The organism is Nonomuraea insulae (genome assembly GCF_042656245.1).
Genome location: NZ_JBHSPA010000017.1, coordinates 234,766 through 260,814 on the forward strand (window position 1 = coordinate 234,766; position 26,049 = coordinate 260,814).

Consider the following 26,049-nt stretch of genomic DNA (forward strand, 5'->3'; position numbering starts at 1 on the left):
ATACCGATGCCGCGCGCGCTCTGAGCGCCATTCATGCCGAGCACGTGAACATATCTCAGGAACACTAAGGGGAGATCAAGTCGCCCGCAACCCGTTCGCACACGGACAAAGACCTATTTCTCACCGGGTGTGACATGGGGTGCTGCCGCGCGCCTGATCAATGCCCCAGGAAGAACCGCCGGATGTCCTCGGCCAGCAGCTCAGGCGCCTCCATGGCGGGGAAGTGCCCGCCCCGCTCGAACTCCGTCCAGTGCTCGGTCCTTTCGATCAGCCTCGTGACCGTCTCGTCCGCGCCGAACACGGCGAAGCCCTGCGGCACCGTGTGCGGAGCGCCCCAGTCGGCGGAGTGGGCCTGCTCGTGCAGGAACCGTGCCGCGGAGGCCCCCGAGCCGGTGAACCAGTAGAGGCTCGCGATCGTGAGCAGCCGGTCGCGGCCGTACGGCAGGTCGGTCCACCGCTCGAACGCCTCCGCGATCCAGCCGAGCTGCCCCACCGGCGAGTCGTTGAGCAGGTAGGCCATGGTCTGCGGCCGGCTGTTCTGGATCGCCAGGTAGCCGCTGCCCTCCCGGCGGAACTCGGCCATCCGCTCCAGGATGAGCTTGTCGACCGGGTCGTCCTGGTTCAGCCGTTCGGCCATGCCGGGCAGGAAGGTGGCCGTGGCGGCGGCCGTGTTCGGGTCCGTCACCACGTGCACGCCCGCGACGTGCTCGCCGTCGAGCCCCGCCACCGCGCCGGCCACGCCGGCGCCGATGTCGCCCCCGTGGACGCCGTAGCGGTCGTATCCGAGCCGGCGCATGAGCTCCGCCCAGGCCCTGGACGTACGGCCGAGCGCCCAGCCGGGCTCGTGGACCGGATTGGAGAAGCCGAAGCCGGGCAGCGACGGCACCACCAGGTGGAAGTCCGGCAGGAGCCCGGCCAGCCTGGTGAACTCGGCGAACGCACTGGGGTAGCCGTGCGTGAGCACCAGCGGGAGCGCGTCCGGATCGTCGGAGCGCACGTGCAGGAAGTGGATGCGCTGCCCGTCGATCTCGGTGACGTACTGCGGGAACTCGTTGAGCTCGGCCTCCGCGGCGCGCCAGGAGTAGCCGTCGGCCCAGTACGCGGCCAGCTCCCGCAGGAAGTCCAGGGGAACACCCCTGCTCCACCCGGCGCCAGGCTGCTCGTCCGGCCACCGGGTCCGTACGAGCCGCTCGGACAGGTCGTCGAGGGCAGGCTGGGGGATGTCGATCGTGAAGGGCTCCATCGGAGGTCTCCTCTGAGTCGGTATCCCCACGCTAGAAGGCTATGCGGAAGGGTTCTTTCCGCGTTGACACCGGCTTTTCCGTGAAAGCTGAGCACCGCGATCAGGGACGATCGAGCAGGAGGTCGGCGGCGCGGGCGAGGACCTGGGCCCGGGTGCGATCGCCATGGTCGGCGGCGAGGAAGTGCGCGCCGATCGCCACGCAGAAGGCGAGCATGCTGCGGGCCTCGACCTCGTCGGCGTCGGCGCAGAACGTGCCGATCATCTCGCGCAGCAGCTCCATGCGCCGGTTGTCCACCCGCCGCAGGCGCTCGGCGACCGACTCGTCGCGCCGGGCCCAGTCGCGGACCGCGAGGTCGATGGGCAGCAGGCGGTCGCTGGAGAAGGTGAGCATGCCCGCACGCTGGATCTTGGCCTTCGGGTCGCCGCCCTCGCGCTCGACCCGGTCGATCACCTCGTCGGTGCTCTCCCGTTCCCAGGTGTCCAGCATCGCCTTCAGCAGCGCGTCACGGTCGTCGAAGAAGCCGTAGAACCCGCCCTTCGTGACGCCGAGCCGCTTCGCCAGCGCTTCGACGCGGACGGCGTCGGGGCCGCCCGCGGCCAGCGCCCGCAGCCCCTCCTCGACCCACTTCTCCCGCGAGGTACGAGTTACGCCCACGCTGTGTCCCACCTCACATATACGCCACCGTATAAACGGGTTTAGCCTCGCTCTATACGGTAGCGTATACATGAATGGAGACACCCTGATGGCCGTCCACGCTCTCAGCTCGTTGTCCCGCATCGACTACGTCGACCACTTCACCGTCTCCACCGACGTCGAGGCGACGCCTGAGCAGTGGGCCCGCGCGATGTTCGGCGACGTCCCCAGCGCCGCGGAGCGGCTGATCTGGCGCGGTTTCCTCGGTCTGCGCCTCAGCCGGGGGCGGTCGCCGGACACCGTGGCCGGATGGCGGATCACCGGGCGCGGCGACGACTGGATCAGGCTGGAAACCGCCTCCTGGTTCATGACGGCCAACCTTCTCGTCCAGGCGTCCGGCGGGCAGGTGTCGCTGACGACCTGCATCCGCTACGACCGGCTTCTGGGCCGAGGCGTATGGACGCCGCTGTCGGCCGTCCATCGCCGGCTCGTGCCGCGGATGTTGCGGGCGGCGAAGCATCGGGCCGCGACGCTTCCCACTCCGGCCTGAGCGTGGGCGAGGCCGTCACCTGGATGAGGCCGTTCCCTGGATAACGTCAGTGCCATGCGAATCGGTGTGAACGTTCCGAATTTCGGGCCGGGGACCGACCCCGGCGTGCTGCGGCGCTGGGCCCAGACCGTGGAGGCGCTCGGCTACGACCTGTTGATGATCTCCGACCACGTGGTGGTGACGCCCGACGTCGCCGAGCAGTACCCGGCTCCCTTCTACGAGCCGTTCACCACGCTCTCGTGGCTGGCCGGCGTCACCGAGCGCGTCAGGCTCGGCACCTCCGTGCTCATCGTGCCGTACCGGCATCCCCTGCTCATGGCCAGGATGGCGGCGAACCTCAACCGGCTCAGCGGCGGCCGGCTGGTCCTCGGCGTGGGCGTCGGATGGGCGCGCCAGGAGTTCGGCGCGCTCGGGGTGCCGTTCGACCGGCGCGGGCGGCTGACCGACGAGCACCTCCAGGCGATGCGCGCCGCATGGGAGGACGAGGACGACTACCGCAGCGGGCCGATCCCGATCTGGGTCGGCGGCAACGGCGACGCCGGCCTGCGCCGCGCGGTACGCTTCGGCGAGGCGTGGCATCCCCTGCGCATGACCCTCCCGTGGTTGAGGGGCGCGGTGTCCCGGTTGACGGCCATCGCCGAGGAGCTGGAGCGCCCGGTGCCCGCCCTGACCCCGCGCATCGTCCTGCGACTGACCGACACCCCGGTCACCGGCCCCGAGCGGCGCGCCGGCGAGGGCACCATCGGCCAGGTCCTCGAGGATCTCGAAGAGCTGCGCGCGCTCGGCTCCGAGACCGTCGTCCTCGACCCGTTCGACGGCGACCCCGCCGAGACCCTGCGTCCCACGACGGCCTGGCGCGCGCTCGCCACCGTGGCCGACCACGTCCCCCTCTGATCGAGTACGCGACAAGGACCGAGACATGCCACATGCCACCGGGAGCCGGCGCTTTCCCTGGAGTGAACTCCCCGGCGAGGTGCGCATCTCGATCGAGCGCCTGCTCGGCAGTAAGGTGATCGGCGCGACCAGCCAGCCGGGCGGCTTCTCCGAGGGCGTGGCCGCCCGGCTACGGCTGGCCGACGGAAAACGGGCGTTCGTGAAGGTGGCGAGCTCGCCGGCGGTGGCGCCGTTCCATCGCCGGGAGATCGAGATCTCCCGGCGTCTCCCGAGCCGGGTTCCGGCGCCCCGGCTGCTCGACGCCTATGACGACGGCCAATGGGTGGCCCTGATCTTCGAGGAGATCGACGGAGGACTGCCGGCCCAGCCGTGGCGGCGCGACGAACTCGACCGTGTGCTCGCCACGACCGTCGATGTGGCGCGAGCGCTGACTCCCTCGCCGATCGAGGCGACGACGCTGGCCCCGCCCCGGCTCGGCGGCTGGCACGAACTGGCCGGCGCGGGTGACTGGCTGCCGCCGTGGGTGGCCGGCCACCTCGACGACCTGATCGCGCTGGAGAGCCAGGCGGCTCTCACCGGTGAGACGTTGCTGCACGGAGACCTCTACCCCTTCAACATCATGCTGACCTCGGACCGCGTCCTCGTCATCGACTGGCCCCACGCGTGGGTCGGTCCCGCGTACTGTGACGTGCTCACGTTGCTGTCGAGCGCCTCGCTCAGCGGGCTGGACCCGCAACCGTTCCTGCGGGACCATCCGCTGACCCGCGACCTCGACCCGGAGCCGATCGACGTCTTCCTCGCCATGCATGCCGGTTTCCTCCTGCGCCTGGCAGGACAGGGCGTGGATCGCCACCTGGTGAACATGGCCGCCGCGCTGGGCAACGCCTCACTGCGCTGGCTTCGTCGGCGAAGTTTCTGAGCAGAAGGGCCATGCCGTCTCCAGCATCATCGGTCACTTTGCGTATTTGATGAACTACCATCGGTAGTTGGCTCAAAGGGCGACGGCAACGGAGGCGGCCATGCGGCACGGTGTTCTCGACGAGAGCAGATCCCGCGTCCTGATGCACCGCGCCGGTGTGGCGGCCGCCGCCCACGGCCGGCTGATCATGGCGATCTGGCTGGTCGTCGCCGCACTGTCGCTGCTCCTGCTCCCGCGGGTCCAGAGCAGCCTGAAGCCGCCGTCGTGGGAGATCGAGGGCTCCCCGTCCCAGCGGGCCGCGGCCCTGGTGGCGCGGGGCTTTCCTGAGCTGGGCGACGAGCAGGTGATGCTGGCGTTCGACTCCGTGCAGTGGCCCAACTGGGACGTGCGCTACCGCCGCGCGGTCACCGCCACGACGAAGGCTCTGGACGTACGCCCTGAGGTCGGCGCCGTACAGCCGATGCCACGCCTGCCCGATCAGGACCCGCGCCACGCCTACGCGCAGGCCGGCGTCACCGGCGACGAGACCGCCCGCCGGCAGCAGATGGGCGCCCAGCGGACCACCGCGCAAGGCGCCGTGCGCCAGGCGTCCGGCGGCGCGGTGACGGTCACGCTGGTGAGCACCGGCGCGATGTACGAGGAGCTCAACCGCTCCGGGATGGACGACCTGCGACAGGCCGAGATCATCACCGTTCCGGCGGGCCTGCTGATCCTGGTTCTCGGGCTGGGCACGGTGGGCGCCGCCCTCATGCCGCTGCTCGTGGCCGCGGCGGGGATCCTGGCGAGCCTGGCCGTGCTGGCCGGGGTCGCGGCGCTGGTCAGCGTCGACTCGACGGTGGTGACCGTCATCTCCACGCTCTGCCTCGGGCTGGGCCTGGACTACACGCTGCTGATCATGTTGCGCTACCGCCGGGCCCGCGCGGACGGCGACGATCCCCGCACCGCCGTGGGCCACGCCATGGCCACGGCGGGCGCGACCGTGGCCTGGTGCGCCCTGGCGATCCTGCTCGCCTGCGCGAGCCTGTTCATCGTCCCGGCCCCCATCGTGCGGACCATCGCCGTGGCGAGCATGCTCGGCACGTTCCTCACGATGACGGCCGCGCTCACCCTGCTGCCCGCGCTGCTGCCGAGACTGGACCGCCTGCTCGGCTGGGGACGCGTGCCGTGGCGAGGCCGTACGACCGCGGCGCCGAGGTGGGTGGCCTGGGCGCGGCACCTGATGCGCCACCCGTGGCGCTACGTCCTCGGCGTGACGGCCGTCATGCTGCTGGCCGCCGCCCCGGTCGTGAACCTCCGCCTGGGCATGCACTACGAGCGCTCCGCCATCGCCGGCTCCGACCTCGGGCGGGCCCTGGCCAGGATGGAGGGCGACGGGCTGGCGAACACGACGATGCTCGCCCTGCCGCGCCAGGAGGGGACCGCGCGGGTCGCGACGCGCCCGCTGGTGGCCGCGCTGCGGGCCGACCCGCGCGTGGCGCAGGTCTCGGTCATGGACAACGGCCGCGACCTGACCGTCCTGTCGGTGGCCGAACGTCACGCGCCCGACAGCGCTCACTCCGTCGCGCTGCAGGAGCACATGCACGACCTCGCGCGGCGACATCTCCCGCCGGGCCAGGAGATGCTGGCGGCAGGGGGCGCGGCGCTGCTCGCCGACGTGACCGAGGAACTCGGCACCCGTCTGTGGCAGGTGCTCGCGCTGGTGCTGGGCTGCTCGTTCGTGCTGCTCATGGTGATCTTCCGCAGCGTGCTGATCCCGGTGAAGGCCATCTGCATGAACCTGCTGTCCATCGGCGCGGCGTTCGGGCTGCTCACCCTGCTGTTCCAGCACCTCGGTGCGGCGGGCACGGTCAACGTGACGCTCCCGCTGCTCGCCTTCACCCTGGTGTTCGGGCTGTCGCTCGACTACGAGGTCTTCCTCACCCACCGCATCGCCGAGCACTACCGGGCCACCGGCGACAACACCGAGGCGGTGGTCGAGGGCATCCGGCACACCGCCCACCCCGTCACGCTGGCCGCCGCCGTCATGGCGACCACGTTCCTGGGCCTGCTGCTCACCCATCGCACGGACCACCAGCAGGCGGGCTTCGCCGTCGGCGCGGCCATCATCCTCGACGCGACGCTCATCCGCATGGTCCTCGTACCGGCGCTCATGCGGCTGTTCGGCGAGCGCAACTGGTGGCTGCCCTGGCCGCGCCCGCGGCGCGTCGTCTCAGCCGGCGCCCGCCCCGCGAGGGAGCGCGTGACCGCTCATCGGTGACGCGCGACGACGCGGCAGTCCGCTCCGGGCGAGTTGGAGATCGCCTTCCACCTGACCGGCTCGTCGCGGCGATCGGCGGGGGAGAGAGCGAGCGAACGGGTGAAGACCTGGAGGAACGTCTTCATCTGCATGATGGCCAGACGATCTCCCAGGCACGTGTGTGAACCGCCGCCGAACGGCATCCATCCGTAGCCCGCCGGCCGCCGGTCGAGCCAGCGGTCGGGGCGGAAGGCCGCGGGATCGGGATAGAGGCCGGGGTCGTGGTGGAGCGACCGGAGGTGGATGATGATCGTGGTGTTCGGCGCCAGCCGCCTGCCGCCCAGGTCGAAGGGGCGTCTGACCCTGCGGCCGAAGAACGCGACCGGCGGCCGCACGCGCAGCGCCTCGTACAGCACCGCACTGGCGTAGACGTCCTCGGACCCCTTGTCGCTCTCGTCGCTCAGCCGGGACAACGCGTCGGGATGGCGCACCACCCGCTCGAACGCCCAGGCCAGGCCGTTGGAGGTGGTGGTGCGCGCCCCGGCGATCATGCTCATCACCTGGTCGCGGATCACCCCGTCGGTCAGCCGCGCGCCACGTTCGTCGCGGGCGCGCAGCAACATGCCGAGCAGGTCGTCGCCCTCGTCGCCGCGCCGCCGCCGCTGGCTGATCTCGTCGAGGATCAGCCGGTCACAGACGTCTTTCGCGCGATGGTACGACGGCCACAGGGCCAGCGCCCCGGCATGCCGCAGGGCGTACCGGATGGTGATCTCGTAGGAGTCGGCCAGCAGGAAGAGCTGTTGTATCGCCCTCAGCCACACGTTCTGCCTGGAGCGCTCCACGCTCATCGTGATCTCCAGGACGGCGCGCATCATCGCCTGGTGCAGCAGGGGCCGCAGGGAGAACGGCGTGCCGACGGGGCACTGGCCGACGACCTGCTCGGCGAGCTCTTCCGTCGCCGTACGCAGGCGCGGCAACGCCCGGTCGCGGACGGCCGGCGCCATGACCGCGCGCAACCGCCGATGGTCCGCGCCCTCCAGGCTGCCGAGCCCCTGCGGGCCGATGACCGGCTCCTGCACGCGGTTGGCGCCCGCGGAGTCGACGACGTCGGCGGGAGCCCGGCAGATCTCCCTGACCAGGGTGGGATCCGCCACCATCACGGCCTTCCCGATGCCGGGGAACCACAGGCCGAACATGCCTCCGGTGCGCGTCAGCATTCGATCGACGACCCGATCGCCCACGATCAGGGCGGCGGGCAGAACCGCGCTGCCCACCCATGGCTCCCATATCGGCTGCATCGGCTTTCTCATGCTGTCGCGGCTCCGTGGTGCGCGGGCGAGACGCGGCGGACCGCCCCGGCCACGGCCTCCAGGATGCGATCCACCTGGACGTCGGTATGGGCCGCCGTGACACTCAGCCGGATCAGCGCCTTTCCGCCCGGAACGCTCGGCGGGAGCATGGCATTGGCCAGCACGCCCTGGTCGAACAGCTCCTTCCAGAGGCGGCAGCACAACGCGGCGTCACCCACCTCCAGGGCGACGGTCGGGGTGTCCGCGGCGACCATGGGAAGCCCGAACACCGCCAGGCCCGAGCGCAGGCGGCGGCCGGCGGCGATGGCCCGCCGCCGGCGTTCCGGCTCGGTGCGGATGACGTCGAGAGCGGCCAGCGCCGCCGCCGTGCAGGCTGGCGGCAGGGACGCGGAGAACATCGCCGACCTGGCGTGATGGCGCAGATGGTCGATGACATGAGCCGGCCCGGTCACGGCGCCGCCCGTGGTGCCGAAGCACTTGGAGAACGTCACGGTCTGGACGTCGACCGCCGACAACCGTCCGAGATGCTCGGCGGCGCCCCGCCCGCCCGCGCCGAGCAGCCCCACGTCGTGCGCGCCGTCCACGATGACGCGTGCGCCGAACCGGGTCGCGAGATCGGCGATGCCGGGCAGGTCGCACAGATCCCCGGCGACCGAGAACATGCCCTCGGTGACGATCATCAGCCCGGTGGCGGGGTCGGCGGCCCTCAGCAGCTCGGCGAGCTGCGCGGTGTCGTTGTGCCGGTAACGCTGGAGCCTGGCCTGCCCGAGCCGGGTGGCCTCGATGAGTGAGGCGTGGATGTGCCGATCGGCGAGCAGCAGGTCGCCGCTCCCGAACAGCGAGCTGAGAGCCAGGTTGGCCTGGTAGCCAGTGGAGACGACCATCGCCGCCTCGTGCCCGAGGAAGTCGGCGAGCTCGCCTTCCAGCCTCTGGTGCGATTCGAGCGTGCCGTTGAGAACGCGGGAGCCGGAATTGCCGGCGCCGAACCGCCGCAGCGCTTCGCCGGCGGCGGCCTTCAGCCGGGGATCGTTCGACAACCCGAGGTAGTCGTTGGAGCCGGCCATGAGCACGCGACGGCCGTCGATGACCACTTCGACGTCGCTCAGGCGTTCCTGAATCGGCTGATAGTAGGGGTAGATCACGTCGTGGAGCACGTCAGGTGGCCGGCACTTGGCGAAGGCGTCAATTCTCGCGGTAGTGCTGAGCATGTCCAGTCTCCTCGCCGGGCGATCAACTTGCCGCCACCGGATAGTAACTTATAGTCGTCGAGTGCGTTCGTAGGGTTATCGCCAGTCTCGGACAAAGCCGATGGGAGAAACATGAGTGATGAGGAAGTCTTTCAAGAACTGCGCGCGATGTGCGCCAAGATCCTCGCGGTCGACCCGGCGGTCATCACGCGGGAAGTGGACCTGCGCGACCGGCTGGAGGCGGACAGCCTCGACATGGCCGAGCTGGCGGCGGCCACGGAAGACCGCTTCAAGCTGACCGTCGATCTCGACACCGCCAAAGAGGCGCGCACCCTCACCGACATGGTCGCCCTCGTCCAAGCCGCCGCGTGATCCGGGCGGCGGTGACCGGCCTGGGTGTGCGCACGCCGGCCGGCAACGAGCTCAAGGGATTCTGGGAGACCTTGGTCTCCGGACGCTCCTGCGCCCGTACGCTCACCTCTCCCGACTTCGGCGGCCTGCCCGTCGACTTCGCCTGCCCGGTCGCCGATCCGTCCGCGTCGAGCCACGTGACGGCCAAGCAGGAGCGCCGGATGGACCGCGCGACGCTCCTGGCCGTCTGCGCCGCCGCCGACGCGCTGGCCGACGCCGGCCAGTACGAAGCCCTGCCCGAACGCCGCGCCGTCGTGACGGGAACCGGCCTGGCCGGCAACGAGACCAGCGAGATCACGCTGCTGGACCACGACGAACGCGGCCATGGCCGGCCCACCGCCCTCTACGTGCCGAAGGTGATGCACAACGCCGCCGCCGCGTTCATCAGCATGCGCCATCGCATCCTCGGCCCCAGCCTGACGATCTCCACGGCCTGCGCCTCCGGCGGTCACGCCATCGGCGAAGGGCTGCGCCTGCTCCGGGACGGTTCTGCCGACATGGTGGTGGCCGGTGGCGCCGAGGCGTGCGTGTCGCCGACCATCCTGCTCGCCTTCCACCGATGCGGCGCCCTGTCACAGCGCAGGGCCGAGCCGGAACGCGCCTCACGGCCGTTCGACGTCGATCGCGACGGGTTCGTGCTGGCCGAGGGCGCCGCCTTCGTCGTACTGGAACGCCTGGAGGACGCCGTGCGGCGGGGCGCCCGCGTGTACGCGGAACTGGCCGGGTACGGCCGCACCTCCGACGCGCACCACCTGACGATGCCCGACCCGGACGGGGACGGCGCCGAGCGTTGCATGCGGCAGGCGCTGTCGAATGCCCGCAGCTCGGCGAGCGACGTCGTGCACGTGAACGCGCACGGCAGCGGCACCCCGCTCAACGACGCCACCGAGGCCAAGGTGATCGCCCGGCTGTTCGGGCCCGGTCAGGTGCCCGTCACCTCGACCAAGAGCGTTCTCGGTCACGCCATCGGCGCGGCCGGGGCGATCGAGGCCGTCGTGAGCGTGCTGACCCTGCACGAACGCCTCATCCCGCCCACCATCAACCTCGACTCCCAAGATCCCTCGTGCGAGATCGACGTGCCCCGCCGGCCGCGGCCCCTCACGGCCGGCGCCGTCGTGTCGAACTCGTTCGCTTTCGGAGGCCACAATGCCAGCCTCGTCTTCACCCCGGCCCCTTCCTAGCGACGACCCGGGCTGGTCCTCACGCGGGCTCCTTGCCGGCGGTGAGTCGGCCTTGTCCTCACGCGTGCTTCTTGCCGGAGGCGAGTCGGCATGACGCTGACAGCGCAACACGTGCGCAGCCGTCGCCGGCTCCGGCAGTTCGTCGAGCTGCCCTACCGGTTGCACGGTCGTGAGCCGGCCTTCGTACCGCCGCTGCGCGAGGACAGCCGGCGGGTGCTCGACCGGCGCCGCAACCCCTTCTTCGCCTACGGCGACGTCGAGCTCTTCACGGTCGTCAAGGCCGGGCGGGTGGCGGGCCGGATCGCCGCCGTGCACAACCCCCGCCACAACGCCGCCCACCGGAGCCGCGACGGCTTCTTCGGCCAGTTCGCCTGCGTCTACGATCACGAGGTCGCCGGGGCGCTGCTGGACGCCGCCGCGCGATGGGCGCGCGATCGCGGCCTCACCACCCTGATCGGCCCGGTGAACTTCACCATGAACGACGAGTGCGGCCTGCTCGTGGACGGCTTCGACACCCCGCCGAGCGTGATGATGCCCTACAACCCGGCCTACTACCGCGACCTGCTGGAAGGCTGGGGCCTGACCAAGGCCAAGGACCTGTGGGCGTGGAAACGCGGCCCCCACCCGCTCGACGACCGCGTCCGGCGCCTGGCCGACCGCGTCCAGCGGCGCCACGGGCTCGTCGTCCGGCCGATGGACCTCGGCGACTTCTCCGCCGAGCTGAGCCGGATCAGGAATGTGTACAACGACGTGTGGGAGCACAATTGGGGCTTCACCTCGATGACCGACGCCGAGTTCGCCGACCTCGGAGGCCGGCTGCGCCAGATCATCGATCCCAGCCTCATGCTGCTGGCCGAGGTCGCCGGTGAACCGGTCGGCGTCGCCGTGGTGCTGCCCGACGTCAACCAGGCCCTGCCCGCCGCCCGCGGCCGGCTGACCCGCTGCGGGCTGCCGATCGGGTTGGCGCGTCTGGCCTGGGCGGCTCGCCGCATCGACCGTACCCGCGCGGTGCTGTTCGGGGTCGTGGAGCGCCTGCGCGGCCGGGGTGTCGAGGCGCTGCTCTACGCTCGCGCCTTCGAGGCGATACAGGCACGCGGGCCCATCGACTGTGAGCTGGGCTGGACGCTGGAGGACAACCAGGCCGTCAACCGGTATCTGATGGCCGACGGTTGCGTGCGGTCGAAGACGTACCGCATGTACTGGCGCCCGCTGTGACCGCCGACAGGCCGGATGGCGCTGTGACCGCCGACAGGCTGGACGGCGCTGTGACCGCCGACAGGCCGGATGGCGCTGTGACCGCTGACCGGCTGGATGGCGCTCGCCGCTATCTGGTGACCGGCGCCACCGGTTTCGTCGGCGGGCGCCTGACCCGCGCGCTCCTGGCCCGCGGTGACGCGGTCATGGCGCTGGCCCGCCCGTCACCGCGGGCCTCGGCACTGCGCGAGCTGGGCGTGGACGTCGTGGACGGTGACCTGGTGAGCGGCAAGGGCATTCACGAGGCGCTGCGCGGCGCCGACCGGGTGATCCACCTGGCCGCCGTGGTCAAGGCACGGACGGCCGCGGAGTTCTGGGCGTGCAACCGAGACGGCACCGCGAACCTCGTCCGCGCCCTGGCCGCCCAGCCCGACCCGCCACGCCTGGTGGTGTGCTCCTCGCTGGCCGCGGGCAACCCGGTGTCCCTCTACGGCCGTAGCAAGCGGGCGGGGGAGGACGCCGTCCGCGAACATGCCGGTGAGGTGCCGGCGATCATCCTGCGTCCCGGCATCGTCTACGGCCCCGGGGATCCTGCCCTGCTGCCCGCGCTCCTGCCCATGATCCGGCTCGGCCTGGCCCCCAAGGCAGGCTTCGGCCCTCGCCGGTACGGCCTGATCTACGTCGACGACCTGTGCGCGGCCCTGCTCGCCGCCGCCGACCGCGGCAACGTCCTGCGCCCCGGCGATCCCACCGCCGGCGTCTATCCCCTCAGCGACGGCACCGCCCACCACTGGCGCGACATCTGCGCCGCCGCCGCACGGGCCGCGGGTCGCCGCGCCCCCGCCGTCCTGCCGGTCCCGGTGCCCCTTCTGGCCGCCGTCGCCGCGCTGTCGGGACTCTTCAGCCGTACGGTGCCCGCTCTCAACCGCGACAAGGTACGGGAGATGCGGCACGCCGACTGGACCTGTGTCCCCGACGAAGCCGTACACGATCTGGGCTTCACCCCTGCCACGTCGCTCGACGAAGGCTTCAAGGCCGCGTTCGACGGCGATACCGCAGGTGGGGCGGTTGCGGTGCCGCCGAGGCTCAGCGATACCGCAGGTGGGGCGGCTGTGGTGCCGCCGAGGCTCAGCGACACCGTAGGTGAGGCGGGCGCGGTTCCGCTGAGTCTCGGCGACCATTACCTGCGGTGCCTGGCGGCTTGCGCCAAAGATGATTCGCGCATGCACATGGCAGTGGGCGCCCACATGCCCGGCCCTCCGCCCCCACCGGAGGAGATGCGCAGGCTCGTCACGGACAGACTGCGGCAGGCGCCCGTCCTGCGCTACCGCCTGACCGGCAGGGGACGGCACGCGTGCTGGGCCCCCGACCCGGACTTCGACCCCGCCCGGCACGTCGAATATCACCAGCTGGAGCCGGGACAGAACGTCTACCAGGCGATCACCGACGTCATGGCCGACCGGCCGCTGCCCCGCGACCGGCCGCTGTGGAGGCTATGGGTGTTGCACGGCCACACCGCCGGCGAACACGTCCTCCTGTACACCGTCCACCACGCCTTCCAGGACGTTCTGGCGACCCTCAGCGTCCTGCGAGCGCTGACGGGCGACGAGACGCTGCCGCACCCCGTACCCATGCCCGCCTCCCGCTCAACGGTCTCGACCGCCTCGGCGTTGCGCAGGACGCTGGCCGATCTGGGGCGGCTGGCCGCCCCGGCGCCGCGCTGGCACCCGACCCAGGCGGCGAGCAGCCCGAACCCCCGTCTGGTCGTCGCCTCCCTGGACATCGAGGCACTGCGCGACATCGCCCGCCATGCGGACGCCACCATCCCGCAGATCACCCTGGCGGTCCTGTCCGGTGCTCTGCGCGCGTGGCACCCGGAGCCTTGGCAGGCCTCCTCGCGCAGGTCCAGGGAAATCACGGTCAACCTGGCGATCAGCTGGCGGGGCCGCCGCAACCACGCGGCGCTCGGGAACCACGTCGGCGTCTTTCCCGTGACCCTGCCCTGCGCCGAGCAGTCACCGTATGAACGGCTGCGGCGCATCATCGAGCAGACCACCCTGACGAAGGTCGTCTCGCAACGCCGGACGGCCCGCGCGCTCTACGACATCCCGGCCGCGGCGGCCCTACCGGTGCTCAGGACACTCCTGCCCCTGGGCACCCGAGGCTCGGCCAACCGGCTCGACGCGGGCGCGATCCAGGCCACCCAGATGTTCCCCGGCGCCCGCGACCTGTTCGTCTGCCCTCCGCTGGCCCCTGGGGTGGCCGCGATGTTCGTGATGCTGCACACCGACGACACCGCATCGATCTCCGGAATCTTCGACACCCACGTCGCCCGGCCGGAACAGGTCCTCGACCTGATACGCCAGGCCCTCACAGAACTACGCGCCGACGTCTTCTCCCACCCGCAACCTCCGCCCACCGACCCTGAGCCGGGGATCGACCCTGGCGCCGCGTCCTGAGGAGCCGAGGATCGGCCCGTCTGCCTGGAACGGCGGGTTATTCGGTTTTGGTGGAGAAGACCTCGGGGTGTTTCGTGAGTTCCACCCTCGTGCGGCGGATGTGGAGTTCCAGGATGCGCTGGGCGGTCGTGAGGTCCTGGTCGCGCAGGGCCTCGATCAGCAGCCGGTGCTCGGAGCTGATGATCCACCGGCGGTGGTCGCCGGCCAGCCGGGTGAAGGCTCTGCGGTAGTGCTGCGTCGTGTCCCAGAGCCGCGCGACGATCGAGGCGAGTTCCTCGGCCTTGTGGTGCCGGTAGGTCGCCCAGTGCAGCTCCCGGTCCAGCACCAGGAACTTCTCGACGTCGTCGGTCTGATCGATGCGATCCTGCAGGCGGGACAGCTCATCGACGTCCTCGGCGGACAGGTGCGGTGCCGACTCGGCGAGCAGGAACGGTTCCAGGCGCTCGCGTATCTGGTAGTTCAGCTCGCACTCGCGCATGTGCATCCGGCTGACCCACGCGCCCTGGTTGGCGCGCAGGGTCACCAGCCCCCTGGCCTCCAGGATGCGCAGCGCCTCGCGGACCGGCAGGCGGCTGGTGTTCAGCTCTTCGGCCAGTTCGTCCTGGATGATCCTGCTGCCCGGCGGCAGCCTTCCGTCCAGGATGCGTTCGCGGAGCTGGTCGGCGATCCGCCGGCTCGCGACGTTCGCGCTCACGTGAAGGCTTCCGGGTTGCGGAAGTACGCCTTGCCGTCGGGGTAGGACACGAGCTCGCACTGCAGTCCCCACGGCGACAGGAAGTAGACCCACCGCTGGCCCTCGTGCGGTCCCTTGCTGTTCGTCGGCTCGCCGAGCACGCGCAGGCCGCGTCGCCGCAGGTCGGCCACGGCGGCGTCGATGTCGTCGACGTACAGGGCGAGGTGGTGCCCGCCGATGTCGCTGTTGCGCGGCGGTTCCAGCCGCTGGCCGGGCGACTCGTACTCGAAGACCTCCAGGATCGCCTGGCCGCCGATCCTGAAGAAGTAGATACGCGGCGCGACCGTCCTGTCGTGCACGTTGAGGTGCTCGCTCATCCAGTGGCCCTCGTCGTCGCGCAGCGGTCCGAGCTTGTACAGGTACTCGAAGCCGAGCACGTCTTCGAAGAACTCGCGCGCCTGGTCCAGGTCGGGAACGGTGATCCCGATGTGATCGACGCGAGTGAGTCCGGGGATGGGCATCGAACCTCCAATGGATCCAATTAGCTTGCATTATGTGCTTTTTCAGAGAACAGTGCCGAAAAGAGGCATAAATCGGATCCAATGGGTTCCAAGGAGCGTCGATGCCCACCCATGTGAACTTGGCCGCGGTCTCCCCGTGGGTCGAGCTGACCACGTCGGCCGAGGACTGGGACGCGGCGGACCCCGATGTGCTGCTCCGGATGCTGGGCCAGGCGCAGTGGATCAGGGCGTTCGAGGAGTACGTTCTCGAACTGGCGGGCCAGGGGCTCGTGCACGGCCCCGCGCACTCGAGCATCGGGCAGGAGGGCGGCGCCGTCGGCTCGGTCCTGCCGCTGCGCGGTGACGACTACGTCAACGGCTCGCACCGCGGCCACCACCAGTTCCTGGCCAAGGCGTTCGGGCACGTCGCGGTGCCCAAGCCCGGGGCGCTGCCCGAGCTCACCGACGACGTGCGCACCGTGTTGCGACGTACCCTCGCCGAGACCTGCGGCCTGGCCGAGGGCTACTGCCGCGGCCGGGGCGGGTCGATGCACCTGCGCTGGCGGGAGGCGGGCGCGATGGGCACCAACGCGATCGTCGGCGGCGGCGTGCCCCAGGCGGCCGGGTACGCGTTCAACCAGCGCAGGTCCGGCACGGACGCGGTGACCGTGACCTACTTCGGCGACGGCGCCGTCAACATCGGATCCGTCCTGGAGACGTTCAACCTGGCGGCCGCGTGGCGGCTGCCCGTCTGCTTCTTCATCGAGAACAACCAGTACGCGGTGTCGACGTCGGTGGGGGAGTCCACCGCCGAACCGCGCCTGTCCGCGCGTGGCCTCGGGTTCGGCATCCCGAGCTGGCGGGTGGACGGAATGGATCCGCTCGCCGTCAACCTGGCGATGAACGAGGCGCTCGATCACATGCGGGCCGGCGACGGGCCGACCATCGTCGAGGCCGAGGTGTACCGGTACTTCCACCAGAACGGGCCGTACCCGGGCAGTGCCTTCGGCTACCGAGACAAGTCCGAGGAGCAGGCCTGGCGGGACCGGGATCCGATCGAGCTGCTGCGTGCCCAGGTCGTCCGGCGTGGCCTCGTCACCGACGAGAGCGTGACCGCGGCGCGGGACGAGATCGTCGCCACCATGCGGGAGATCGGTGAGGTGCTGCTGGAGCCGGTGCCGGGCGGCAAGCCGGGACAGCGCCGGGTCAGGGCGAGCGCGTGGCCCGATCCCGGGTTCGCCGACGTCGGCGTCCGCGGCGACCTGAGCGAGCTGGCGGGCAGCCGCTACGAGGAGGCCGGCACCTTCTCCGGTGAGCTCGGCGAGCGCCGGTTCATCGACGTGGTCAGCGACGTCATCGGCCGGCGCATGGAGACCGACGAGCGGATCGTCGTGCTCGGCGAGGACGTACACCGGCTCAAGGGCGGCACCAACGGCGCCACCAGGCACGCGATCGAAGTCGCCCCGGACCGCGTGCTCGGCACGCCGATCTGCGAGAACGCCTTCACCGGCCTCGGCGGCGGCATCGCGGTGGACGGGCGGTTCCGGCCGATCGTGGAGTACATGTACGCGGACTTCATGTGGGTCGCCGCCGACCAGCTGTTCAACCAGGTCGCGAAGGTACGTCACATGTTCGGCGGAGACATTCCCGTGCCGTTCGTGCTGCGTACCAAACTCGCCGCGGGCACCGGTTACGGGTCGCAGCACTCGATGGACCCGGCGGGCCTGCTCACCACGGCGGCGGGACTGCGCGTGGTCGCGCCGTCCAACCCGTTCGACTACGTGGGCCTGATGAACACGGCGCTCGCCTGCGAGGACCCCGTCGTCGTCCTGGAACATGTCGATCTGTACGCCTCGACCGGCGTCGGGCCGGTGTCCGATCTGGACTACCGGATCCCGGTGGGGAAAGCGGCGCTGCGCAGCGAGGGCGACGACGTCACGGTGATCTCGTACCTGTCGATGGTCGGGCACAGCCTGGTGGCGCTCGACCAGGTGCCGGAGGTCAAGGCCGACCTCATCGACCTGCGCTGGCTGGACCGGGCGAGCATCGACTGGGACACCATCGAACGCAGCGTCAAGAAGACCAACCGGGTGCTGATCGTCGAGCAGGGAGCCATCGGCACGTCCTACGGAGGCTGGCTGGCCGACGAGATCCAGCGGCGGCTGTTCGACTGGCTGGACGCGCCGGTCGAGCGGGTCGCCGGCGGCGTCGCCTCGCCCAGCATCAGCAAGGTGCTCGAACGTGCCGCGATCGCGCGTACCGAGGAAGTCGTCACCGCCCTGCGCGACATCGCCGCGTACTGAGATCGAGGAGTCCCCAACCATGGCAACGCTGTTGCGGATGCCCGAAGTGGCGGCAGGCGCCACGGAAGCCGTCCTGTCGGAGTGGCTGGTGCGGGAGAACGTTCCCTTCGCCGCGGGCGACCTCGTCGCGGTGGTCGAGACCGACAAGGCGTCCGTGGAGATCGCCGCCGAGACGTCCGCCGTGATCCTGCGCACCCTGGCGCCGGCCGGGACCCTCGTCGAGGTCGGCTCACCACTCGCACTCCTCGGCGGCGCCGGCGACCAGCCCGGCGACGCCGATCGTCTGCTCGATGAACTCGGGGTCGCTTTGGCCGAGCATCATGAGGCTCCCGAGCGTCGTGAGGTGCCCGAACCCGCACCCGTACAGAACGGTCCCGCCGACCGCATCTTCATCACGCCGCTGGCTCGGAAGCTGCTGAAGGAGGCCGGCCTGACGCCGGACCAGGTACGGGGCACCGGCCCGAACGGCCGCATCGTCCGCAGGGACGCGGAAGCGGCCATCGCGAACGCCGAGCAGCCGGCACCCGCTCCCGCTTCCGCTCGGGCACCCGCGCCCGCTCAGGTACCCGCACCGGACCCCGTGCCCGCTTCGGCCCTGGTTTCGCCCTCGGTGGGGAGGCCGGGCGCGCGAGTCGCCGAGGGTGGGTTCCGAGAGATCCCGCACACTCGGCTGCGTCGGGCGATCGCCGAGCGGCTTACCGTCAGCAAGCAGACGATCCCGCACTTCTCCATGAAGCGCTCCGCCCGCATCGACGCGCTGCTCGCACTGCGCGCGCAGCTCAACGAGGTCTCGCCGTGCAAGATCTCGGTCAATGACCTGGTGCTGCGCGCGGTCGCGGTGGCGCACCAGGCCGTCCCGGAGGCGAACGTCATCTGGACCGACGATGCATTGCGGCAGTACGACTCCGCCGATGTCGGCGTCGCGATCGCCGGCAAGCGCGGCCTCGTCACCCCCGTGCTGCGCGGCCTCGAGAAGTCCTCACCCAGTACGATCGCCGCCCAGGTGCGGGAGTTCGTGCGGCAGGCCGACGACGGCACCCTGCGGCAGAGCGACCTGGAGGGAGGCTCGATCACCGTGACCAACCTCGGCATGTTCGGCGTCGAGGAGTTCACGGCGATCATCAACCCGCCGCAGTCGTCGATCCTCGCCGTCGGCGCAGGCACCAAGACCCCGATCGTCGTCGACGACAAGGTCGAGATCGCGACCCTGCTCGCACTCGTGCTGTCCGTGGACCACCGCGCCATCGACGGCGCACTGGCCGCACGCTGGATGGCCGCCCTGGTAAGGGCCCTCGAAGAGCCGTACCGGCTGGTCGCCTGAGCAGGCCCGCGCGCAGGGGTCGTTACCGTGCGGTCCGGGGAGTGGCGTTGTACCGCAGGCCGTCCACGAGCAGGACGATGAGCCGGTTCGCCCGTTCCTCGGTGCCAGGCTGGCTGTTGGCGAGGCTGACGCCGCTCAGGCCGTTGGCCAGGTCCTCGGAGGAGGCGTCGGTGCGGATGAGGCCGTCACGACGGCCGGCCTCGATGAGCCGGCCGAGCGCGGCGTACACGTGGTCGTGGCTTTCTCGAAGGCCCGCCGTGTCCGTGGTGGTGACGATGGACTTGAGGGCCAGCGCCATGCCGGGCTTGCCGGCCACGTACCCGACGAACCGCTGCATCCACGCCACCAGCGCCTCGTCCGCCGGCATGGCGGCGAGCAGGTCGTCGACTCCGTCGCAGAGCAGTTCGATCTCGCGGAGGTAGGCGCCGGTGATGAGCGCCTCGCGAGTGGGGAAGTGGCGGTAGAGGGTGGCGATGCCGACGCCGGCGCGCCGCGCGACCTCGTCGAGCGCGATCTCTATGCCGCGCTCGGCGAAGACCTCGACGGCGGCGACCAGGATCGCCTCGCGCTTACGCCGGGCGTCCGCGCGCAACGGCCGCGCTTCACCGGTCATCTGCTCTCCCCACCACGGTTGTTAATCGGAGGATTCCTCCATATAGTGAACGGAGGAATCCTCCATTTATACCCCGTACCTGGAGCTGACATGACTGAGACAGTGCTGGTGACCGGCGGTACCAGCTACGTCGCCGGCTGGTGCGTCGTCGAGCTGCTCAACCGCGGCTACCGGGTACGGGCGACCGTCCGCGACGCGTCGAAGGAGGCCGCCGCCCGGGCCGCCGTCTCCACCGCCGTCGATCCCGGCGACCGGCTGACCTTCGTCGTCACCGACCTCACCTCGGACGACGGGTGGGACACCGCCATGTCCGGCTGCGACTACGTACTCCATGTGGCCTCACCACTGGGCGCGGACGGCGCGACCGACGACGCGCTGATCGTCCCCGCCCGGGACGGCACACTCCGCGTGCTCGGCGCGGCGACCAGGGCCGGCGTACGGCGCGTCGTCATGACCTCCGCCGCGAACGCCGCGAGCCCCTCGTCGTACGCCGAAGAAGGCGTCACCGACGAAACCCTCTGGACCGATCCGGCCGACCCGTCGCTCACCCCGTACCGCCGCTCCAAGACCGTCGCCGAGAAGGCCGCCTGGGACTTCATGGCCGAGCACCACGGACCGACGACCCTGACCACGATCCTGCCCGGCGCGGTCTTCGGCCCGATCCTGACCGCCGCCAACCTCGGCTCGGTGCGGATCGTGGCGCGCATGATCGGCGGCAGACTGCCGGGCAGCCCGCGCATCGGACTGGAGATCATCGACGTACGCGACCTCGCCGACCTCCACGTCCGCGCCATGACCTCGCCGGAAGCGGCCGGGCAACGGTTCCTCGCTACAGGGGAGTTCACCTGGATGCGTCAGATGGCGATCGCCCTGCGCGAAGGTCTGGGAGAGGCGGGATCCAAGGTGTCGACCCGCCAGCTCCCCGACTTTCTCGTCCGTCTGACCGCGGTCTTCGACAAGCCCCTGCGGTCCATCACCGTCTCACTCGGACGCCGAAACCGGCACAGTACCGACAAAGCACAGCGTGTCCTCGGCTGGCAGCCCCGACCGGCCGCCCAGACCGTCGTCGACTGCGCCCGCAGCCTGATCGCCCACGGCGTCGCCTGACGAACGCGCGCTTACCAGCTGCCAGGGACGCGCGCTCACCAGCGGACAGGGACCTGGCGCAGCCCGCCGACGAGGAGCCCTTCGACGCGCTGCAACTCCTGCTCGCTCACGGCCAGCTCCAGAGTGGGCAGCTTGCGCAGCAGCGTCTCCAGCACGACCTGCAGTTCGGTCCGGGCCAGGGCCTGGCCGAGGCAGGAGTGCGGCCCGGCGCCGAAGGTCAGGTGCGGGTTGGGGCTGCGGCCGAGGTCCATGTCGTCGGCGCCGGCGAAGACGCTCTCGTCGCGGTTCGCGGCCGGCATGCTGCACACGACGGTGGTGCCGGTGGGCAGCGTCTGGCCCTCGATCTCGATGTCGTCGGTGAGGTAGCGGCGCAGGCCGAAGCCGAGGTTGGTGTCGAAGCGCAGCGACTCCTCCACGGCGGTGCGTACGAGAGAGGGTTCGGCGAGCAGGCGCTCCCAGCGGGTGCGGTCCACCAGGAGCATGGCGACCATCTTGCCGATCATGTTGGCGGTGGTCTCGTGCCCGGCGACCAGCAGCCCCATCGCGGTGCTGAGCAGTTGGGCGTCGGTCAGGCCCTGGCCCGCCTCCTCGCCCTCCCTGATCAGCATGCCGATCAGGTCGTCGGTCGGGGTGGCGCGCTTGGCGGCGACGTGGCCGGACATGTACTGCACGAATTCGCCCATGCCCTGGCCTGCCTCCTCCCGGGTGTAGCGGGAGGTGCTGAGCATCATGTCCGACCAGCGGGAGAAGCGGTCCCGATCCTCCGCGGGCACGCCGAGCATGTCGCAGATCACGTACACCGGCAGCGGGAAGCCGACGCCGGCCTTGAGGTCGGCGGGCGCGCCGCTCCGTACCATGTCGTCGATGAGCCGCTCGGCGATCGCGGTCATGCCCGGACGCAGGGCCGCCATGCGCTTGGCGGTGAAGTACTTGCCGACGAGGCGCCGCCACTGCTGGTGCCCTTCACCCCTGTCCGGGATGGTCATGGACATGTCACCGTTCGCGACAGCGCCACCCGATCCTTCCCGCGTGACCCGGGCGGCGTTGTCCCCGGCGGCGGGGCGGGCGAAGCGGGGGTCGGACAGCAGGCCCTTGACGTGCTCGTGGCGGGTCAGAATCTTGGCGTGGTCGCCGCTGGGCAACTCGATGGTGGCCACAGGACACTTGGCGCGCAGCCGCTCCCACTCGGTGGGCGCCGACAACGCCGTGTCGTAGGGCAGCGGGTAGGACAGGACTTCCTCGTTCTGACTCATGCGGCTCTCCCGATGTTGGTACGAGGCACGATACATAGCGTATGCATAATGCACAAAGGATGCGCCATGCCCATTCTGAGCACTATGCACATTGACGTATCGTGGCAGGTGAACACATGCACGATCGGAGGCGGTCCGAATGGATGCCGAGCAGGCGGGTGCGTACGTCGAGCACGAGTTGCTGATTCTCATGCGGCAACGCGAGCTGACCACGCCACATCCCGCGCTGGGCGAGGACCGCCTTGAACGCAGTGCCTACGTGCTGCTCACCCGGCTCGAAGTGCAGGGCCCCATGTCGATCGCCGAGTTCGTCGAAGCGTTCGGCCTGGCCGCCTCCACCTTCAACCGCCAGACCGCCGCCCTGCTCAAGGACGGCCTGGTCGAGCGCACCCTCGACCCCAACGGCGGGATCGCCCGCAAGTTCCGCATCACGCAGCAGGGCGCCGGACGGCTGGCCGCCGAACGCGACAGGCTGGCCAGGGGCATCTCCAAAGTGGTGGCCGACTGGCCGTCCGAGCGCCTGGAGCGCTTCGTCGCCGACCTCCAGCAGTTCAACACCGACATCGAACGGCTCAGCGGACGACCCTGGCCCCGCTGAGTCTGGTCATATTCTAAAATGTCGTTCTAGTATCGCCTTGGAGGGCAAGCTTCTCAGGAGAGGGCAACCATGGGCGTACTGGAAGGCAAGGTCGCAGTCGTCACCGGCGCATCGCGCGGCATCGGCGCGGCGACAGCCGTACGGCTGGCCGCCGAGGGTGCGAAGGTCGTCGCCGCCGCCCGTACCGTCGAGGCGTCGCAGAGCCGCCTCGAAGGGACGATAGGCGAGACCGTCGCGCAGATCGAGGCGGCCGGCGGCACCGCCTTCGCCCACGCCACCGACCTGTCACGCGAGCAGGACAGACAGGCGCTCATCCAGGCGGCCGAGCAGCGGTACGGCCAGGTCGACATCCTGGTCAACAACGCCGCCGTCACCTACTTCACGCCGGTGTCGGAGTTCACCGACCGCCGCTACGATTTGATGTTCGAGGTGCAGGTCAACGCGCCCTTCCACCTCGCCCAACTGGTCATGCCCGGGATGCGGGAGCGCCGCGAGGGCTGGATACTCAACATCTCCTCGATCGCCGCCCGCCACCCCACGTTCCCGCCCGGCCCGTACGCCGGTCGCGGCGGCACGGTCTACGGCATGTGCAAGGCCGCCCTCGAACGCTTCACCACCGGCCTGGCCGCCGAGCTCTACCCCGACAACATCGCCGTGAACGCGCTGTCGCCGAACCAGGTCGTCCCCACCCCTGGCACTCTCTTCCACCATCTCACCACCGAGGACGACCCCAACGCCGAGCCCGCCACGGTCATGGCGGAGGCCGCCCTGGCCCTGTGCCACCGCCCGGCCGCGGAGCTCACCGGCCGCATCGCCTACTCACAGGACCTGCTGGCCGAGCTCCAAAAGGGCTTCTGAACGGAAGCTGGGCTGGAGCCACCTCCGGTAGGTAGCTCCAGCCCAGCCGTAAAGCGGTTAGACCTCCTCGACGCTGCTCGGCTCACGCCGGGACAGATCGATACCGAGCTCCTCCGCTGCGCGGAAGACGTCCTCGTCGGTGTCGCGCATCTCGATGGACATGCCGTCGCTGGAGAGCACCTCGACGTTGAGGCACAGCGACTGCATTTCCTTGATGAGGACCTTGAAGGACTCCGGGATGCCCGGTTCGGGAATGTTCTCGCCCTTGACGATTGCTTCGTAGACCTTCACGCGGCCCAGCACGTCGTCGGACTTGATGGTCAAAAGCTCCTGCAGGGCGTAGGCGGCGCCGTATGCCTCCAGCGCCCACACCTCCATCTCACCGAAGCGCTGGCCACCGAACTGGGCCTTTCCGCCGAGCGGCTGCTGGGTGATCATGGAGTAGGGGCCGGTCGACCGCGCGTGGATCTTGTCGTCGACCAGGTGCAGCAGCTTCAGGATGTAGATGTACCCCACGGCGATGGGATACGGGAACGGGTCACCACTACGACCGTCGAACAGGCGGGCCTTACCGCTCTGCTCCACCATCCGGTCACCGTCACGGTTGGCGACCGTGTTGCCCAGCAGCCCCACGATCTCGTTCTCGTGAGCGCCGTCGAAGACCGGCGTGGCCATGTTGGTACGCGGCTCGACCTTCTCGAAGCCCTTGTCCCGCAAACGCTCAGCCCAGGCCTCCGCGATTCCGGAGATGTCCCAGCCGCGAGCGGCGATCCAGCCCAGGTGGGTTTCGAGGACCTGGCCGACGTTCATCCGGCCGGGCACGCCCAGCGGGTTGAGGATGATGTCGACCGGAGTGCCGTCCTCCAGGAACGGCATGTCCTCGATCGGGAGGATCTTGGAGATGACGCCCTTGTTGCCGTGCCGACCGGCCAGCTTGTCACCGTCGGTGATCTTACGCTTCTGCGCGACATGCACGCGCACCATCTCGTTCACCCCGGGCGGCAACTCGTCACCGTGCTCCCGGGAGAACGTCCGCACGTCGATGACCGTGCCACGCTGACCGTGCGGCACCTTCAGCGAGGTGTCGCGGACTTCGCGGGCCTTCTCGCCGAAGATCGCGCGCAGCAGCCGCTCTTCCGGGGTCAGCTCGGTCTCGCCCTTGGGCGTGACCTTGCCGACCAGGATGTCGCCGGGAACCACCTCGGCGCCGATCCGGATGATGCCGCGCTCGTCGAGGTCGGCCAGGACCTCCTCGGAGACGTTCGGGATGTCCCGGGTGATCTCCTCCGGGCCCAGCTTGGTGTCCCGGGCGTCGACCTCGTGCTCCTCGATGTGAATCGAGGACAAGACGTCGTCCTGGACCAGCCGCTGCGACAGGATGATCGCGTCTTCGTAGTTGTGACCCTCCCACGGCATGAACGCCACCAGCAGGTTCTTGCCCAGCGCCATCTCACCGTTCTCGGTGCACGGACCGTCGGCGATGACCTGGTTGACCTCCACCCGATCACCCTCGGCCACGATCGGCTTCTGGTTGAACGAGGTGCCCTGGTTGGACCGCCGGAACTTGGCGACACGATAAGTCGTGCGGCTGCCGTCATCGTTCATGACCGTGATGTAGTCGGCGGAGACCTCCTCCACCACACCGGCCTTCTCCGCATTGATCATGTCGCCCGTGTCGGTGGCGGCACGATATTCCATGCCCGTGCCGACCAGCGGCGCGTCACTCTTGATCAGCGGCACCGACTGACGCATCATGTTGGAGCCCATGAGCGCCCGGTTGGCGTCGTCGTGCTCCAGGAACGGGATCATCGCGGTGGCGACCGACACCATCTGGCGCGGCGACACGTCGATGTAGTCGACCTCCTCGGCCCGCATGAGCTCGGTCTCGCCGCCCTTGGTACGCACCAGGACACGAGACTCCGCGAACGTGCCGTCGGCGTTGAGCACGCTGTTGGCCTGCGCCTTGACGTAACGGTCTTCCTCGTCAGCGGTCAGGTAGTCGATCTGCGCGGTCACCTTCCCGTCGACGACCTTGCGGTAAGGCGTCTCGATGAAACCGAACGGGTTGAGCCGCGCATAGGAGGCCAGCGAGCCGATCAGGCCGATGTTCGGCCCTTCAGGCGTCTCGATGGGGCACATCCGGCCGTAGTGGGACGGGTGCACGTCACGCACCTCGAACCCGGCCCGCTCACGCGACAGACCACCGGGGCCCAGAGCGGACAGACGCCGCTTGTGCGTCAGCCCATCGAGCGGGTTGGTCTGATTCATGAACTGCGACAGCTGCGACGTCCCGAAGAACTCCTTCATGGACGCCACGACGGGGCGGATGTTGATCAAGGTCTGCGGCGTGATCGCCTCGACGTCCTGCGTGGTCATCCGCTCGCGGACGACCCGCTCCATCCGCGCCAGGCCCAGGCGGACCTGGTTCTGGATCAGCTCGCCGACGCTACGGAGACGGCGGTTGCCGAAGTGGTCGATGTCGTCGACCTCCAGGACGACATCGTCCTGCGCCGACTCCTCACCGGCATGCAACCTGACCAGGTATTCGATGGTGGCGACGATGTCGTCTTCGGTCAGCGTGCCCTGGGTGATCTCAGAGTCGACG

22 protein-coding genes are annotated in these 26,049 nt (G+C 70.0%); 13 read left to right on the forward strand and 9 right to left on the reverse strand.

Annotation, left to right across the window (positions count from 1 at the left end; translation table 11 throughout):
• Window positions 1-157: 157 nt before the first annotated feature.
• Window positions 158-1,243, reverse strand: a complete 1,086-nt coding sequence (locus ACFPZ3_RS14435) for an epoxide hydrolase family protein (protein WP_379514572.1) — start codon at window positions 1,241-1,243, stop codon at window positions 158-160.
• 100 nt (window positions 1,244-1,343) lie between these two features.
• Entirely contained in the window at window positions 1,344-1,898 is a 555-nt protein-coding gene (locus ACFPZ3_RS14440) for a TetR/AcrR family transcriptional regulator (protein ID WP_379514573.1), read from the reverse strand.
• Between the two features lie 88 nt (window positions 1,899-1,986).
• Between ACFPZ3_RS14440 and ACFPZ3_RS14445 the strand changes: the two genes are divergently transcribed.
• From ACFPZ3_RS14445 to ACFPZ3_RS14460, 4 genes are all read left to right on the forward strand, one after another.
• Window positions 1,987-2,427 (forward strand): hypothetical protein, encoded by a 441-nt coding sequence (locus tag ACFPZ3_RS14445; protein WP_379514574.1) that lies wholly within the window; start codon window positions 1,987-1,989, stop codon window positions 2,425-2,427.
• A gap of 54 nt (window positions 2,428-2,481) precedes the next feature.
• Window positions 2,482-3,321 (forward strand): LLM class flavin-dependent oxidoreductase, encoded by an 840-nt coding sequence (locus ACFPZ3_RS14450; protein ID WP_379514575.1) that lies wholly within the window; start codon window positions 2,482-2,484, stop codon window positions 3,319-3,321.
• 25 nt (window positions 3,322-3,346) lie between these two features.
• A complete protein-coding gene (locus ACFPZ3_RS14455; protein WP_379514576.1) occupies window positions 3,347-4,240 on the forward strand; it encodes an aminoglycoside phosphotransferase family protein in 894 nt (297 codons plus the stop codon).
• A 100-nt stretch (window positions 4,241-4,340) separates the two neighbouring features.
• Window positions 4,341-6,497 (forward strand): MMPL family transporter, encoded by a 2,157-nt coding sequence (locus tag ACFPZ3_RS14460; protein ID WP_379514577.1) that lies wholly within the window; start codon window positions 4,341-4,343, stop codon window positions 6,495-6,497.
• Here ACFPZ3_RS14460 and ACFPZ3_RS14465 read toward each other — a convergent pair.
• Both ACFPZ3_RS14465 and ACFPZ3_RS14470 read right to left on the reverse strand, forming a co-directional pair.
• On the reverse strand, window positions 6,488-7,750 hold the full coding sequence (locus tag ACFPZ3_RS14465; RefSeq protein ID WP_379514578.1) for a cytochrome P450: 1,263 nt from the start codon (window positions 7,748-7,750) through the stop codon (window positions 6,488-6,490). The genes ACFPZ3_RS14460 and ACFPZ3_RS14465 overlap by 10 nt on opposite strands.
• A gap of 32 nt (window positions 7,751-7,782) precedes the next feature.
• Window positions 7,783-8,994: an aminotransferase class I/II-fold pyridoxal phosphate-dependent enzyme gene (locus ACFPZ3_RS14470; protein ID WP_379514579.1), complete on the reverse strand. Its 1,212-nt coding sequence runs from the start codon at window positions 8,992-8,994 to the stop codon at window positions 7,783-7,785.
• Between the two features lie 111 nt (window positions 8,995-9,105).
• Between ACFPZ3_RS14470 and ACFPZ3_RS14475 the strand changes: the two genes are divergently transcribed.
• The 4 genes from ACFPZ3_RS14475 (at window position 9,106) to ACFPZ3_RS14490 (ending at window position 14,218) form a co-directional block, all read left to right on the forward strand.
• The gene (locus tag ACFPZ3_RS14475) at window positions 9,106-9,345 is read left to right on the forward strand and encodes an acyl carrier protein (protein ID WP_379514580.1); all 240 of its coding nucleotides are present in this window, start codon (window positions 9,106-9,108) and stop codon (window positions 9,343-9,345) included.
• The gene (locus ACFPZ3_RS14480) at window positions 9,342-10,565 is read left to right on the forward strand and encodes a beta-ketoacyl-[acyl-carrier-protein] synthase family protein (RefSeq protein WP_379514581.1); all 1,224 of its coding nucleotides are present in this window, start codon (window positions 9,342-9,344) and stop codon (window positions 10,563-10,565) included. Before ACFPZ3_RS14475 ends, ACFPZ3_RS14480 begins: the two co-directional genes overlap by 4 nt.
• 90 nt (window positions 10,566-10,655) lie before the next feature.
• Entirely contained in the window at window positions 10,656-11,780 is a 1,125-nt protein-coding gene (locus ACFPZ3_RS14485) for a hypothetical protein (RefSeq protein WP_379514582.1), read from the forward strand.
• A 77-nt stretch (window positions 11,781-11,857) separates the two neighbouring features.
• Window positions 11,858-14,218, forward strand: a complete 2,361-nt coding sequence (locus ACFPZ3_RS14490) for an NAD-dependent epimerase/dehydratase family protein (protein WP_379514583.1) — start codon at window positions 11,858-11,860, stop codon at window positions 14,216-14,218.
• A 37-nt stretch (window positions 14,219-14,255) separates the two neighbouring features.
• Here ACFPZ3_RS14490 and ACFPZ3_RS14495 read toward each other — a convergent pair whose 3' ends face one another.
• Together ACFPZ3_RS14495 and ACFPZ3_RS14500 are read right to left on the reverse strand one after the other, a co-directional pair.
• Window positions 14,256-14,912 (reverse strand): GntR family transcriptional regulator, encoded by a 657-nt coding sequence (locus ACFPZ3_RS14495; RefSeq protein WP_379514584.1) that lies wholly within the window; start codon window positions 14,910-14,912, stop codon window positions 14,256-14,258.
• The gene (locus tag ACFPZ3_RS14500; RefSeq protein WP_379514585.1) at window positions 14,909-15,412 is read right to left on the reverse strand and encodes a VOC family protein; all 504 of its coding nucleotides are present in this window, start codon (window positions 15,410-15,412) and stop codon (window positions 14,909-14,911) included. Before ACFPZ3_RS14500 ends, ACFPZ3_RS14495 begins: the two co-directional genes overlap by 4 nt.
• 101 nt (window positions 15,413-15,513) lie before the next feature.
• Here ACFPZ3_RS14500 and ACFPZ3_RS14505 point away from each other — a divergent pair, with 101 nt between their 5' ends.
• The gene (locus ACFPZ3_RS14505) at window positions 15,514-17,694 is read left to right on the forward strand and encodes an alpha-ketoacid dehydrogenase subunit alpha/beta (RefSeq protein WP_379514586.1); all 2,181 of its coding nucleotides are present in this window, start codon (window positions 15,514-15,516) and stop codon (window positions 17,692-17,694) included.
• Between the two features lie 19 nt (window positions 17,695-17,713).
• Entirely contained in the window at window positions 17,714-19,015 is a 1,302-nt protein-coding gene (locus tag ACFPZ3_RS14510; RefSeq protein ID WP_379514587.1) for a dihydrolipoamide acetyltransferase family protein, read from the forward strand.
• A gap of 22 nt (window positions 19,016-19,037) precedes the next feature.
• On the opposite strand, the gene ACFPZ3_RS14515 is transcribed toward ACFPZ3_RS14510, so the two are convergent.
• A complete protein-coding gene (locus ACFPZ3_RS14515; protein WP_379514588.1) occupies window positions 19,038-19,628 on the reverse strand; it encodes a TetR/AcrR family transcriptional regulator in 591 nt (196 codons plus the stop codon).
• Between the two features lie 90 nt (window positions 19,629-19,718).
• On the opposite strand from ACFPZ3_RS14515, the gene ACFPZ3_RS14520 reads away from it, so the two are divergent.
• Complete coding sequence (locus ACFPZ3_RS14520) at window positions 19,719-20,735, forward strand: NAD-dependent epimerase/dehydratase family protein (protein ID WP_379514589.1); 1,017 nt, start codon at window positions 19,719-19,721, stop codon at window positions 20,733-20,735.
• Between the two features lie 35 nt (window positions 20,736-20,770).
• Here ACFPZ3_RS14520 and ACFPZ3_RS14525 read toward each other — a convergent pair whose 3' ends face one another.
• On the reverse strand, window positions 20,771-21,988 hold the full coding sequence (locus ACFPZ3_RS14525; protein ID WP_379514590.1) for a cytochrome P450: 1,218 nt from the start codon (window positions 21,986-21,988) through the stop codon (window positions 20,771-20,773).
• 139 nt (window positions 21,989-22,127) lie between these two features.
• Between ACFPZ3_RS14525 and ACFPZ3_RS14530 the strand changes: the two genes are divergently transcribed.
• On the forward strand, window positions 22,128-22,586 hold the full coding sequence (locus tag ACFPZ3_RS14530; protein ID WP_379514591.1) for a MarR family winged helix-turn-helix transcriptional regulator: 459 nt from the start codon (window positions 22,128-22,130) through the stop codon (window positions 22,584-22,586).
• A gap of 69 nt (window positions 22,587-22,655) precedes the next feature.
• Entirely contained in the window at window positions 22,656-23,444 is a 789-nt protein-coding gene (locus tag ACFPZ3_RS14535; protein WP_379514592.1) for an SDR family NAD(P)-dependent oxidoreductase, read from the forward strand.
• Between the two features lie 57 nt (window positions 23,445-23,501).
• On the opposite strand, the gene rpoB is transcribed toward ACFPZ3_RS14535, so the two are convergent.
• A partial coding sequence (rpoB, locus tag ACFPZ3_RS14540) for a DNA-directed RNA polymerase subunit beta (RefSeq protein ID WP_379514593.1) occupies window positions 23,502-26,049 on the reverse strand: 2,548 nt, incomplete at its 5' end.